This window comes from Larkinella humicola, from assembly GCF_008727875.1.
Taxonomy (GTDB): domain Bacteria; phylum Bacteroidota; class Bacteroidia; order Cytophagales; family Spirosomataceae; genus Larkinella; species Larkinella humicola.
In genome coordinates, this window is record NZ_VTWS01000004.1 from 327,383 (window position 1) to 341,092 (window position 13,710).

Below are 13,710 nucleotides of genomic sequence, written 5' to 3' on the forward strand. Positions count from 1 at the left end.
AAAAGTATGGAAAATAAAGTATCTGAAGTCAATTTGCCGTCGTACGTCCGGTTTGCCTGCATCATGATTGTGCTAACGATTCTGGTCTATTGGCTGTCGGCCATGCAGGAACTGATCGTTCCGCTGGTTTTTTCGATTCTGTTCGCCATGATCCTGTATCCGATCAATCACCGGCTCGAAGGTTGGCGGGTGCCGCGCGTACCGGCTATTCTGGTGTGTCTGGTAATCATGATCGGCTTTTTTTACCTGCTCTTTTACCTCATTTCCCTGCAGATTTCCAGTTTCACCAGTGAGGCTCCCAAATTGCTCGAACGGGGCAATCAGATTCTGGACAAACTGCAGACCTTCGGGGAAGACCGGTTTCACATCGAACGCTCGAAAATGGTGGCCGAAGCCCGGAGTTATGTCAACAACCTGATTCGCGAAAGCGGTTCTTTTCTGACCTCTACCTTGCTGGCCACCACCAACACGCTGTCGACCATCTCGATTGTGCCGCTGTATATCTTCTTTCTGATGCTGTACCGAGACTTCTTCCGGTCGTTTTTCTACAAAGTATTCAGCAGCACGAAGCGGGCCAAGATCGACGTCGTTTTTGGCCGGATCTACACCGTTGTCAAGGATTATCTGGTTGGGTTGGTGCTTGTCATCATCATTGTGGGCGTGCTGAACACGGTCGGTCTGCTGATTCTGGGCATCGATTACGCCGTCTTTTTCGGGTTTCTGGGCGCGTTCATGATCCTGATCCCGTACATCGGCATTCTGATTGGGTCACTGCTGCCGGCGTTGTTCACGCTGCTGACCCACGACAATCCGCTGGTCGCCCTGGGTGTCATCGGCGTGTTTTCGTTCGTCCAGATTCTGGAAGGCAACTTCATTACGCCCTACATCGTAGGATCCAAAGTCAGCATCAACCCGCTGGCGGCCATTATCGTCCTGTTACTCTGGGGGCAGTTGTGGGGCGTAACCGGCCTGATTCTGGCGCTGCCCATGACGGCCATCCTCAAAGTCGTTTTCGATGCCGTCGAACCGCTCAAACCGTACGGTTTCCTGCTGGGTGAAGCCGAGCGGCAGAAAAAACCGATGAATGTCAAGGAGTTGACGGATAAGCTGCCGAAAAAGGTCAAGGATTTGGTGGATTGACGCCCCTAAATCCCGAAACGTCGGCCCGGACTAAAGGGGACTTGGCATTCGGTTTAAGCTGTGTCCAAGTCCCCTTCAGGGGTTTATTAAAACTTCAACGGGTCCAGGTTCTTGAAATGGCCGTTCATTTTGATGCGGTCTTTGGTGCGCTCCATTTCCGAAACCACCGGCAACACCCGGTCGAGGTGGCGGATCAGAAACCGCTGGCGTTCGTTTTCGTGGTCGATCGTCAGCAGCTCGTATTCTTCCTCAACCGACAAACCGATTTTGTGCGCCACCCGAAACGACAGGAGGGGTGTTTCTTCGTCGATTTCAGATTTGATCTGTAGCAGCCGGTACAGCCGGGTCAGTTTGACAATCAGTTCATCCAGGTGATCGCCCATTTCGGGTTCGACTTCCACCACCTGCACCGTGCCGCCTGCGTAGAGTTTCCCCGGCGACGGATTTTCGAAGTTAGCAACCCGAAAAATCCGGATTCCCTTCGATTTGATATCCATCCGTCCGTCGTCATAGCGTTTGTGCAGCGTGGTAACGCTCATTTCGGTGCCATAGCCGGGCAGTTTGTTGTTGATAAACGCCGGAATGCCAAAGGTTTGGTCTTTTTCCAGACATTCCGCGATCAACTGCCGGTAGCGTTCTTCAAAAATATGCAGGTTGAGATCTTCGTTGGGATACACAACCAGATTCAGCGGGAAGAGAGGCAAATAAATTTCCATACTACAAGTCTTTTTCCACCGTCACGCCCACGCTGTAAATCTCCGGCAGGGGGTTCTGGCGCATGTATTGCCGCAAGCGGATGGTGTATTTTCCACTTCGCGGAAAGCGGTATTTTTTCATCATGCTGATCCGGTGGTCGAACAGATCGCCCAACCCGTCGCCATACGGTTTTCCGGTTTTCGGGTCGAGCAGCGTTAGCTCGTCCTGCTTCGACTCCAGCATTTTTCCGGTTCCGTCCAGCAAATAACGACGGATGTACAGGTTGTAGTACGGATACGAAACGCTGTTCCGGATGTTGTAATAAATGGAGTAGGTGACTGTCGTATCGGCAATCTCAAACGTAAACTCCGGCGTATTTTTGATGTACCAGGTGCCGTCTTCGATGTCATCGATTCCTTTATAAACCGCCTTTTCGTCGCAACCCGCCAGCAGCAGCCACAAACCGGCCAGTAATCCTATCGGTAATTTCTTCATGGAGCGTAAGCTGTCTTTCCACAAAACTACGACCCTCCCGCGTAGATTCAAATTAAGGCGGTTGCCGGGGGGTAGAATAAAAAACTACGAAAATAGTTTGCAAGCTACGCAAACCGTTCTATATTCGTCATTATGGAGTCAGGACCTTGTAAAGGGTCACCGGTTTTTTGTCCGGACAGCACTTTGTTAACCTAAAATAAGCGCGATGGAAAAGTTAACTGCCAAAGAAGAAGAGATCATGCAGGTCTTGTGGAAAGTCGAACAGTCTTTTGTAAAAGACATGCTGGCCTATTTCACCGATCCGCCCCTGCATTACAACACCGTTTCGACCATTATCCGGAATCTGGAAGAAAAAGGATATGTCGGCCATCAGGCGTATGGCAACACCCACGAATACTACCCGATTATCAGCAAGGAAGACTACCAGAACCGCTTTGTGCTGAAGAAAGTCGTGTCGGATTATTTCGATGATTCCTACAAAAACCTGGTGAGCTACTTTGCCAAAAAGGATAAAATTTCGGTAGACGAATTGAAAGAAATCATCACGATGATCGAGAAGGGGCAGTAGCCATGAGCCTGTTGATTTACCTCCTGCAAGCGGGTCTGATTCTGGCGGTGTTGACGCTCTGCTACCGGCTGTTGCTCCGCCGGGCCACCTGGTTTGGCCTGAACCGGTATTTGCTCGCGCTGAACGTGGCGCTGGCGTTGGTGCTGCCGCTGGTCGAGTTGCCCGACTTTCGGCCTGCGCCCGTCCGGAATCTGGTGCAGCAAACCGTTCCGAACCTGCGGGTTCTGGACTGGTCGCGGCTGAAACCGGCCCAACCCGCTCCCCAATTTCAAAAACCGCCCGCTCAGGTGCCGAATGTCGTCCCGGAAATCCAGCCGGAAGAATCGACTTTTAGCGGGCAGAAACTGGCGTTGTGGGCGTATCTGGCAGGAGTAATCTTTTTGGGCGGGCGACTGCTGGTGCAACTTTTGTCGCTGGCGCGGCTGATTGCGCGCTCGGAGCGTTCGTGGGAGGATGATGTCTGGCTGGTGGTCAACGCGGAGGTCGATGCTCCTTTTTCCTTTTTTCGTTGGGTCATTCTGAATCCGGAACTGTATGAACAGGACGAATTCGACCAGATTCTGCTGCACGAACGGGTGCATTGCCGGCAGTGGCACAGCCTGGATATGCTGCTGGCCGAGTTGCTGCGGGTCATCTTCTGGTTCAATCCGTTTGCCTGGTGGCACCAGCGGCTGGTGCAGGAAAACCTGGAATACCTGGTCGACCGGGAAGTGCTGGATGAAGGCATCGAGAAGAAAAAATACCAGTATTACCTGCTGAAAGCCAGCCTTTCGGGCGAAACGCCGGTTCCCGTCCGACCGGCGACCAATTCGTTCAATCAGCCGCAGCTCAAAAGCCGGATTTCGATGATGAACCGGCCCCGGTCGAACCGGGGATGGCAAACCTACCTGCTTTTTAGCGTTAGTATTATCCTCTCCTGTTCGGCCTTTACCACGCCAAAAACCGTTTCCCGGTACGTGGTCGACAACCGGTTTGGTGTGTTCGGATTGATTACGGCGGTTACCTCGGTGCAGGATCTGGACGTGATGCAGGCGGTTTTTGCGGAACGGGGCATCATGATGCGTTACCAGGCCGACGTCAATCGTTCCGGCCAGATCGATCACATTTCGGTGGAAGTGAAAAATGGGAAACAGGTCGTTGCCCGGACGCTCAACCAAATACCGCCCTTTGTGATCACGGCCATTCAACCCGACCCGTCGAAGCCGTTTGTGGTGCAAACCACCCGGCGGGTGATGCAGTTGCCCGATACCTTGTTTTCGATTTGGGAACACGAAAAACCGGTGGTGGTGCTCAACGGCCGGGTGCTGAACCTGCGGCCGGGTCAGCCGTTTGGTTTTGGTTCCGTGTCCGACTACAAACGCACCGTGCTGACGGCGCAGGAAGCCATGAAACGGTTCGGCAAAACCGGGCGCTACGGGGCCACGATGATCGACGGAAAAATTCTGGATGCGGTTTTTTCGGCCAATCCGGAGGTGATGGCGATGGGCCGCCAGCTTTTGTACAGGAAAACACTCTCACCGGAACAACTCACCCACTTTACCTTTCTGATCGACGGCAAGCGGGGTTCATACCAGGCGTTTCGGGAACTGGCTGCCGACGACAAGATTTCGGTAGCGGTTTTTGACAAAGGATCGGCGGGAATGGTCAAGCCGATGTTCACGACCAAAGGTCTTGTGGTGGTTACAACCAAGCGCCAGTTGCTGGCGGAATAATCGGTTTTTCTGAACCCGCGTATGAAAACGAATGGTATTTTTCGGCAGCACCCGGAGCAGTTCAGCTTCGTCAACCAGTTCGGTCCCCGGTTTTTGAAAAACCGCATTCAAATGATGAATCAGGCATCCCAATCCCGGTGGTCGTGGCTGGTCTATCTGGTGTTGTTTACGGTTACCGGACTGGTGACGACGATGGCTGCGGTGGAAAAGCCGAAAAAACCGTCATCGGCTTTGGTAAAGAAGAAGCCGGTAGTGATCGCGAAGCCAAAACCCGTTTTTTCTGCGGTTGTTGAGCAGGCTGATTCGCCCATAGAATCCGACTTGAAAATCGTGCCGAAACCGGTGGAAGAACTGGGCGAAAAATCCGTGGCGATTCCCGATTCGGCGCAGGTTGCTAATGAAATACCGGTAGTGAATACGGAAAAACAAAGCCGGTATGTTGTCCGGGAAGGGAAGTTGCTGTACTGGGTAATTACGCCCAAAATGTCGTTCAAAGACCTTGCGGAATTGAAACAAACGATAGAAGAACAATCCCGGTTTACCTTTGATTTTACACACGTCAAATTTGATCCGTTTCAGGTCTATATCAATGCCATTGGCGTAAAAGTTCATAAACAGAATGGTAGTTCCGGTTCAACGTCGAATGGGGATGAGACTGGCGAACCGATCAAGTCGATTGGCGGCTATCTAGCCGAGAGCGGTTCGCTGGGCATGGGCATGGCCGGTTCTGGAATGCCGGATGTTTGGCCCAGGTCGTGAAAGAAGATGAAGCGTCCGTTGCGGGCCTGGTGACCGAAAGCCGAATGGCTTATTTGATCCAGAAAAATCAGAAATTTATGGCGGGCAGCAAGTCGACAGTAAAAGGGCAGTGGCTGCGCGATAACCCTGGCCGCCGGAATGAGGGGCTGGGCGTTTTTATCAATGCAAATGGCCAGCTTCAGTTATATCACCCGGAAAATGTTTCGTTGTTCATCGATGGACAGGCGGTGAGTGCCGACCAGGTAGCGATGTTTGATCCGAAGCAGCTTCATACGGTCATTATCAACGATGTTCGGGATGAATCCGCCGGACCGGGCCGGAAAAAGCGGTATGTCCAGCTTTTCTTCAGCCAATAGTGTTTGATGGGAACACGGATTTAACGGATCAAAAAACTGATTTTTATTTTAATCGGTGTAAATCCGTTCCATCCGTTAAATCCGTGTTCCCATTCTCTATAAAACGTAACTTTACTTCCCCTGAAAATGAGACAATTTCTGTTATCGCTGAGCCTGTTGCTGGTAATCGTGCCGTCAATAATGGGCCAGAAAACCGGCGTGGCTACCGAATGGAAAACCGCCATCAGCAACGGCTATACGTATCGCTACGTGACCAACGACCCGATGCAAACCCGGTTTTATACCCTCAAAAACCAACTGACGGTTATCCTCAGTGTCAATAAAAAAGAACCGCGCATCTTCTCATTCATGCCGACGCGGGCCGGTTCCAACACCGATCCGCGAAACAATACCGGGCTGGCGCATTACCTCGAACACATGCTGTTCAAAGGCACCGACCGCTACGGTAGTCTGGATTGGGCGAAGGAAAAACCGCTGCTCGACCAGATCGATGCGCTCTATGAACGCTACAACCAAACGACGGACACGGTTCAACGGAAGGCCATTTACCGGGAAATTGACCAGAAATCGGGTGAGGCTGCGAAGTTTGCCATTGCCAACGAGTATGATAAAATGATTGCCAGCATGGGGGGGCAGAATTCCAATGCGTTCACCAGTTATGAAGTCACCTGCTACCTCGAAGACATTCCCGCCAACGCCATCGATCGTTACCTGACGTTGCAGGCTGAACGGTTTCGTAATCCGGTTCTGCGCATTTTCCACACCGAACTGGAAGCGGTGTACGAAGAAAAAAACCGGAGTCTCGACAACGATCCCTGGAAAGTGGAAGAAACCCTGATGGCGGCCTTGTTTCCGGTTCATAACTACGGCCAGCAAACCACCATCGGAACCGTCGAACACCTCAAAAATCCGTCGCTGCTCGAAATCCGGAAGTATTTCAACAACTACTACGTACCCAACAACATGGCGATCATCATGGCGGGGGATCTGAACCCGGATGAGGTCATCAAAAAAATTGACGAGAAATTCAGCTACTGGCAACCGAAAGACGTAAAACTCTACAATCCGGCCCCCGAAGCCCCGTTGACCCGGATTCAAACCCGGGAAGTGTTTGGCCCCACGCCCGACAACGTCCGGATCGGCTACCGCCTGCCGGGAGTGCTCGACGTGCGATCATCGTTGCTGGCGACGCTGGCCGATGAGGTGATGTCGAACTCGGCAGCTGGTCTGATTGACCTCAACCTCAACAAACAGCAAAAGATTCTGGGTGGTGGCTCGACCATCGAAAAACTGAAGGATTATTCCATTTGGACGATGTCGGGCCGACCCAAACAGGGGCAGACGCTCGAAGAAGTGAAAGATCTGCTGATCGGGCAGGTGGAGAAACTGAAGCGCGGGGAGTTCGATGAGAAAATCCTGCGGGCCATCATTAACAATTACAAACTGAACGCCATTCGTGGCCTGGAAAACAACTACAGCCGGGTCGCTCCGATGCTGGATGCGTTCGTCAATGACAAAGGCGAAAGTTGGGTCGACTACACGCGTCGCCTGGACGAGATGAGCAAGATCACGAAGAAAGACGTGGTGGCTTTTGCCAATCAGTGGTTTAAAGACAATTACGTGGTGGTTTACAAACGGAAAGGCGAGGACAAGAGCATTCAGAAAGTGGAAAAACCGGCCATTACGCCCGTTGCGACCAATACCGACAAGCAATCGCCGTTTCTGGAAACCGTCAACGACCTGCCGATGGCCCCGATCAAACCGGTGTGGCTCGATTACAAGAAAGACGTGAAACGCGGCAAAGCCGGAATGGCGGACGTGCTGTATGCGGCCAATGTAGAAAACGAGATTTTCCGACTGGGCTACCGGCTAAAAATAGGGACCTACCACAGCAAACTTCTGGGCCTGGCAACGCAATACCTGGCTTTCCTGAGTACACCGAATCTGAGTGCCGAGCAGGTGAGTACCGAGTTCTACAGCCTGGCCTGTAGCTACTCCATTCAGCCCGGCAATGAGTATACGACCATCCGGTTGAGTGGCTTGCAGGAAAATTTCGAACCGGCAGTGAACCTGCTCGAAACGTTGCTGAGGACCTGTAAACCGGATGAAAAAGCGTTGGAAGAACTCAAAGGACGGGTGTTAAAACAACGCTCCGACGCCAAATTGAGCAAAGAGACGATCATGCAGGGATTGATGCAATACGCGCAGTACGGTCCCCAAAATCCGTTCAACAACCAGTTGACCAACGACGAACTGCAAAAGGTGACGGCTGCGGAGTTGGTCGCTTTTCTGCATAATCTGGTCAATCTGCCGCATCAGATCATTTATTACGGTCCGAAACCGCTGGCGGTTTTTGAAAAGCAGATCGTGAGCCTGCACAAACTGCCTGCGACGTTTGCCGCCGTTCCCACGAAGCGGGCTTTCAAGCAGGTTGCGCAGAATGAAAACCAGGTTTTGTTTGCGGATTACGACATGGTGCAGTCCGAAATCTCGTGGGTGCGCAACACCCGGGCCTATGATCCGGCTCAAACCCCGGTTGTCGAGTTTTTCAACAACTATTTCGGGGGCGGCATGGCTTCGGTGGTGTTCCAGACGCTCCGCGAATCGAAAGCACTGGCCTATTCGACCTATGCCTATTACGACACACCTGCCAAAAAAGACGAGCAGTATACTTTGATCGGTTACATCGGCAGTCAGGCTGACAAACTGCCCGAAGCCGTCGCCGGGATGAATGAGTTGCTGAATGCCCTGCCCGAATCGCCGGTGGCCCTGGATGCGGCCCGGAAAGGGATGAAAAAAGGCTACGAAACCGAGCGGGTTTTGCAGGACGCCGTGATTTACAGCTACCTGGCCGCCGAAGAAAAAGGCCTGGACTACGACGAACGCCGGAAAATTTACGACGCCCTCGACCAGTTGAGCTATACCGACCTGAAAAAGTTCAGTGACGAGCACCTGGCCAACAAACCGTATACGTATTGCATTGTAGCCTCGGAAAAACGGGTGAACGCGGATCAGTTGAGCCAATATGGTAACGTAAAAAAGGTGTCGCTGGAGGAGATTTTCGGGTATTAAACCCCGCGTTGTTCATCAACCGGGGGCTACAAAATGAATCATCCCTCCGGATTGTTGAATTTAATAATCCCGGAGGGATGATTCATTTTGTAGCCCCGATTCAAACCAGGGGAAGGTTAAAGAACGGTTTTTTTTGAAATCGAATTAGGGAATTCAGGGCTATTTTGACTACCTTCATCAAGGTGAGTATCTTCCTGGTAAAGAGATGATCATGAAGCACAAACGCCCATGCCGCTACCGGTTCACGAACCAATTTGAATACGCCGGATTGAAAAACCGCATTCAGATGATGAACCAGGCCCGTTCTGATGAAGCCTGGTGGCGGTATATGCTCCTTTGGGTCGCAACGGTGCTGGTGGTGATGGCGTGCCAGGGCGAACAGACCCCCCGCGAAGTGAACGTGACCCATCGTCCTGATTTTCCGTTGATCAACCCGACCCGCATTCTGGTGACCAAACTGGAAGACGGTCCGCTCTGGGGACGGTCACTGACGTACTACCAACGGAAAAGTAAGCTCAAAACCGGAACCTTTTTTCAATTCAATGCCCCGTTTATTATCAACCTGAAAGACAACGTTCTGACGCTGGCGGAAAACTACAAAACCCAAACGCTGGTGTACATCAACGGCAAACCGGTGTCGGCGGCTCTGCTGGCGAAGCTGAAAATCGATTACATCGAGGAGCTTTTCGTTCTGCACCAGTTTGACGGCATCGACAATCCGGATCCCCATCCGTATCGTATATTGATTCAAATCAGTAAGCAATCCATTCCGATGAGGCCGGAGCGCCAGCAGTTGGTCGCGATGCTGAAGGCTGCGGGGATGTCGGATCATCCGCTGGGCGTTACGCACACGTATACGATGAATAAACTGCTGGAAGCCACCTTTTTCGGGTATAAAGACGTATTCGTGAAACGGACGAAAAACCAGCACCTGAAAATTCAGGAGGAGTTTATCAGCGACATCGACGTCTTCATCAACGGCATTCCGGTTGATCCGAAAGAGGTGGAAACCGTGCATGTCCGCGAAGTAGACCGGCTTTACACCCACGAACGGCCCTTTACGAACTGGATGCGGACTGAAAAACGCCAAAGCCGGTATGCGCTTCTTATCAAAACCGCGCCCAAACGGGCCAAACGCGACAGCAGTTATTACGTCTTCAGTCCGTTTTATTCCGGTGACTTTTAACGTTTTACGATGCTGCGTAACGCTGTTGTTTCTTTTTCTCCTTCTGGCCTGCGCCCAACCCGGTGCCGAAGACAACCTTATGACACCCAAGCCCGGCGCGTCGACTGACGCCAACTTCCTCGCCCTCGGCGATTCTTACACCATTGGCGAGAGCGTTCCGGAAGCCGACCGCTGGAGTGTTCTGCTGGCCGGTTTGCTGCGAAAAGACGGTTTAACCATCACCGATCCTGACATCATTGCCCGGACCGGCTGGACCACCAGCGAATTGAGCGATGCCATCAAACAGAGCGGAAACCAGAAAACGTACCAACTGGTGTCGCTCCTGATTGGGGTCAACAACCAATACCGGGGGCAGGACGTCGAGCGATACCGCACGGAATTTCGAGCCTTGCTGCAAACCGCCACCCGGTTTGCGGGTGGAAAACCGGGGCGGGTTTTTGTGTTGTCTATTCCCGATTGGGGGGTAACGCCCTATGCCGCCGGGTCAGGCCGGGATCGGCAGCAGATCGCGAAAGAGATTGACGCCTTTAATGCCGTGGCGCTGGATGAATGCAAAAAAGCCGGTATTGTGTACGTGGATATTACGCCAACGTCGCGCACGGCGGCCGGTGATCCGTCGCAAATTGCCGAAGATGGGTTGCATTTTTCGGGGAAACAATACCGCCAGTGGGCCGAAAAAGCCCTGCCGGTGGTCAAGAAATTGCTGTAGCTTTACTGATCGTCTTCTGTGACCTCTTTTTCTTTCGGGCGTTCGTAGGTGATCTTGCCTTTGTCGTCCCACTCACTGATGACGTACGGTTCGAATTCTTCGGTCCAGCGGTCGCGGCCGTATTGGGTGATTTTCTTGCGTTGCCGCCGGAACTGGTAATATTCGATCCAGCGACCGACTTTCACGCCGTTGTCATACTTGCCTTCAGCCGCCAGTTGGCCCCCTTCGTAGAACGCCATGTACTGCCCGTTGACTTTCCCAAACTCCTTCGGCAGCACTTCCTTGACTTTCGTATGCGCGGAATCGTAATACGTAATCTCGGATTCGGCAGGAAAACCGCGATCCCATTTTTGCTTATCGAGGAGTTTGTAGTTGGCGTCGTATTTTTCCCAGCGACCGTCTTTGGCGCCCACATAATAGTAGCCTTCTTCGAGCAGAATCCCGTTCTGATACCGCTTATACGGCCCGTGCATGATCATGACTTTTTCCTTGTCTTTGATCAACGCCGACGAAATCCGCTGGGCTTTGGGGTCAAACCAGTAGGTTTCGCGGACGTAGGCATTCGGCTGGCGGTATTGCTTCAAAACCGTAAACTTCTCGATGATGGTGCGGTCGCCACTGCCAAACTTCGTGTATTGTTCCACGATCGGGATACCTTCGTATTCCGTCCGGGCCAGCCTTTGTTTCTTCTTGCGTTCGGATTTATCCTTCTGGTCTTTCTTGAATTGCTTGACTTTCAGCCCCAGATCGGGTAGCGTTTCGCTCACCAGATTCTCCACACCCGTTGGCACCAGCGACAGGCCGGGTTTGTCGCCCTTGGCCGACTTCTCCGTAACCGGTGCTTGCGAGGTGGTAAAGGAGTTCTGAACGGGTGAGGTAGTCGTCTGGGCTGTTCCCACCAGCCCGCTACCCAGTAATAACCCAAGTATCGTAATTCGTTTCATGCAGCGTAAATCAGTCTCAGCGGCTTGACCGGTTTAACCTTATCAATGCAACGTTTTTGATGTGGTTTTATTTTGTCAGAAACCGTGCCTAACTTTAGTACTAAAATACTGAATTGTGGAAAAAGACGCTAAAATATACGTAGCTGGTCACCGGGGGATGGTTGGATCGGCCATCGTCCGGAAATTACAGGCGGAAGGATTTGAAAATCTGCTGGTTCGCACCTCGTCGGAACTGGATCTGCGCAACCAGGCCGCCGTCGAAGATTTTTTTCAAACCGAAAAGCCGGATTACGTGGTGCTGGCTGCGGCAAAAGTGGGCGGTATTGTCGCCAATAACACCTACCGGGCCGAGTTTTTGTATGATAACCTGCTGATTGAAGCCAACATCATTCATCATGCCTACGTGGCTGGCGTCAAGAAACTGCTGTTTCTGGGCTCCTCCTGCATTTACCCGAAACTGGCTCCCCAGCCGTTGAAAGAGGAATATTTGCTGAGCGGTTTTCTGGAACCGACCAATGAGCCCTACGCCATCGCCAAAATAACCGGCATAAAACTGTGTGAAGCCTACCGCAGTCAGTACGGTTGCAACTTCATTTCGGCCATGCCGACCAATCTTTACGGGCCAAACGACAATTACGATTTGCAGGGCTCGCACGTCTTACCCGCTTTGATTCGCAAATTTCACGAAGCCAAGGTCAACGACCAGCCGTTCGTGGAAGTGTGGGGGACGGGGACACCGCGCCGGGAATTCCTGCACGCCGATGACCTGGCCGACGCCTGTTTTTTCCTGATGCAGAACTACGACGAGGAGCTGTTTGTCAACATCGGCACCGGCGAAGACGTCACGATCCGGGAGTTGGTGGAGCAGGTGCAGCAGGTGGTGGGCTACGAAGGCGAAGTCCGCTGGAATACCGACAAACCCGATGGCACCCCCCGCAAACTGATGGACGTCTCACGGCTTCACGACATGGGCTGGAAACACACTACAGAATTGAAAGACGGTGTGGAACAGACGTACCAGGATTTCCTGGCGAATGTGGAGTTGTATGTGGAGTGATTTGAGTTGTTTCGCGGAGTTGAGCGGAGTAAAAAGAGTTAAGCAGAGAAAATAAATAGCTCCGCTTAACTCCTTTTTCTCCGCTCAACTCCGCGAAACAACTCAAATCACACCCGCACCCTTCGATAGACCATTGGCGTATGCCGGTAATACCGTTTGAAGAGTTTATTGAGGTGGCAGATGTCGGTAAACCCAAACTCGTCGGCGATTTGCGAAACCGTCAGTGAACTCAACCGCAGCCGTTTTTCAACCAGCTTCAGTTTGTATTGGATGATGTAGTGCTGCAACGATTCGCCGACCTGCTGTTTGAACAGTGCACTCAGATGACCGGGTGAATAATGGAAAACATCGGCCAACTGCTCGATGCGCAGGGATTCGGGTTGCATGATGTGCTGACAGATGTAGGCTATAATTTTCGGGATCAGATCGGCAGAAGGCGTTAACGTGTGGATCGATTTGAGTTGTTGTTGCGTAATCTGACGCTCAATCAGACTCAGCATAACGCCCATCAGGGCATCAACGATCGGCGAAGAGAGCTGGCGGGGGCCTTTTTGTTCGCTCAGCAGAATAGACAACAGGGCATTCAGGTGTTGTTGATCCGTTGCGGTTTTAACCAGGCTCCCCGTAAAACCCTGCGTGGTGTGCAGGCTATAGGTTTTGATTCGCTTCCAGACGGTATTTTTGACGTTGGCCAAACCACTCAGGTACGCATCGGTGAACGTGAGAAAACAGAACTGGGTTTTTTCAACCACGCTGAAGGAGTGATGGTCTGAAGGGCCGAGAAAATATACGTCGCCCGTCGTATACGGGAAGCGGTTATCATTGATGATGTGGTACCCACTGCCTTTGCCGATCAGAATGAGTTCATAGAAGTCGTGCGTATGAACCGGCAAAAGCCATTGACTGGTTTCGACTTGCTGAACGAGCAGCGGTTCTTGTTGGAGGTAGCGTTTCATACCGGGGAGCGTTTCAGGTTGTTAGGGATCAATTCACAGACGCTGTATACCAATGAAATG

The 13,710-nt window shown here is 52.1% G+C and carries 13 protein-coding genes; 9 read left to right on the forward strand and 4 right to left on the reverse strand.

Annotated elements, in window-relative coordinates; genetic code table 11:
• Positions 1-6: 6 nt before the first annotated feature.
• Entirely contained in the window at positions 7-1,140 is a 1,134-nt protein-coding gene (locus tag F0P93_RS17365) for an AI-2E family transporter (RefSeq protein WP_150878151.1), read from the forward strand.
• 86 nt (positions 1,141-1,226) lie between these two features.
• Here the strand turns inward: F0P93_RS17365 and F0P93_RS17370 are convergent, their stop codons facing one another.
• Together F0P93_RS17370 and F0P93_RS17375 are read right to left on the reverse strand one after the other, a co-directional pair.
• Positions 1,227-1,856, reverse strand: a complete 630-nt coding sequence (locus tag F0P93_RS17370) for an LON peptidase substrate-binding domain-containing protein (RefSeq protein WP_150878154.1) — start codon at positions 1,854-1,856, stop codon at positions 1,227-1,229.
• Position 1,857: 1 nt separating this feature from the next.
• Positions 1,858-2,331 carry a gliding motility lipoprotein GldH gene (locus tag F0P93_RS17375; protein WP_150878157.1) on the reverse strand — a complete coding sequence of 158 codons (474 nt, stop codon included), beginning with the start codon at positions 2,329-2,331 and terminating at the stop codon, positions 1,858-1,860.
• Positions 2,332-2,536: 205 nt separating this feature from the next.
• Here F0P93_RS17375 and F0P93_RS17380 point away from each other — a divergent pair, with 205 nt between their 5' ends.
• The 7 genes from F0P93_RS17380 to F0P93_RS17410 all read left to right on the forward strand — a co-directional run bounded on the left by F0P93_RS17380 (position 2,537) and on the right by F0P93_RS17410 (position 10,693).
• Complete coding sequence (locus F0P93_RS17380; RefSeq protein ID WP_114404570.1) at positions 2,537-2,899, forward strand: BlaI/MecI/CopY family transcriptional regulator; 363 nt, start codon at positions 2,537-2,539, stop codon at positions 2,897-2,899.
• 2 nt (positions 2,900-2,901) lie between these two features.
• Positions 2,902-4,611, forward strand: coding sequence for a M56 family metallopeptidase (locus tag F0P93_RS17385; RefSeq protein ID WP_150878161.1), 1,710 nt, complete (start codon positions 2,902-2,904; stop codon positions 4,609-4,611).
• Positions 4,612-4,632: 21 nt separating this feature from the next.
• The gene (locus F0P93_RS17390) at positions 4,633-5,370 is read left to right on the forward strand and encodes a hypothetical protein (protein ID WP_150878164.1); all 738 of its coding nucleotides are present in this window, start codon (positions 4,633-4,635) and stop codon (positions 5,368-5,370) included.
• Entirely contained in the window at positions 5,355-5,726 is a 372-nt protein-coding gene (locus tag F0P93_RS17395; protein WP_150878167.1) for a hypothetical protein, read from the forward strand. The genes F0P93_RS17390 and F0P93_RS17395 overlap by 16 nt, the downstream gene beginning before the upstream one ends.
• Before the next feature lie 126 nt (positions 5,727-5,852).
• Positions 5,853-8,798: a M16 family metallopeptidase gene (locus tag F0P93_RS17400; protein WP_150878170.1), complete on the forward strand. Its 2,946-nt coding sequence runs from the start codon at positions 5,853-5,855 to the stop codon at positions 8,796-8,798.
• A gap of 211 nt (positions 8,799-9,009) precedes the next feature.
• Positions 9,010-9,984: a hypothetical protein gene (locus F0P93_RS17405; RefSeq protein WP_150878173.1), complete on the forward strand. Its 975-nt coding sequence runs from the start codon at positions 9,010-9,012 to the stop codon at positions 9,982-9,984.
• A 79-nt stretch (positions 9,985-10,063) separates the two neighbouring features.
• On the forward strand, positions 10,064-10,693 hold the full coding sequence (locus tag F0P93_RS17410) for an SGNH/GDSL hydrolase family protein (protein WP_150878175.1): 630 nt from the start codon (positions 10,064-10,066) through the stop codon (positions 10,691-10,693).
• A 2-nt stretch (positions 10,694-10,695) separates the two neighbouring features.
• On the opposite strand, the gene F0P93_RS17415 is transcribed toward F0P93_RS17410, so the two are convergent.
• The gene (locus tag F0P93_RS17415; RefSeq protein WP_225309523.1) at positions 10,696-11,637 is read right to left on the reverse strand and encodes a toxin-antitoxin system YwqK family antitoxin; all 942 of its coding nucleotides are present in this window, start codon (positions 11,635-11,637) and stop codon (positions 10,696-10,698) included.
• 115 nt (positions 11,638-11,752) lie between these two features.
• On the opposite strand from F0P93_RS17415, the gene fcl reads away from it, so the two are divergent.
• Positions 11,753-12,694 (forward strand): GDP-L-fucose synthase, encoded by a 942-nt coding sequence (gene fcl, locus F0P93_RS17420; protein ID WP_150878177.1) that lies wholly within the window; start codon positions 11,753-11,755, stop codon positions 12,692-12,694.
• A 107-nt stretch (positions 12,695-12,801) separates the two neighbouring features.
• On the opposite strand, the gene F0P93_RS17425 is transcribed toward fcl, so the two are convergent.
• Positions 12,802-13,650 (reverse strand): helix-turn-helix transcriptional regulator, encoded by an 849-nt coding sequence (locus F0P93_RS17425; protein ID WP_150878179.1) that lies wholly within the window; start codon positions 13,648-13,650, stop codon positions 12,802-12,804.
• Between the last annotated feature and the right edge of the window lie 60 nt (positions 13,651-13,710).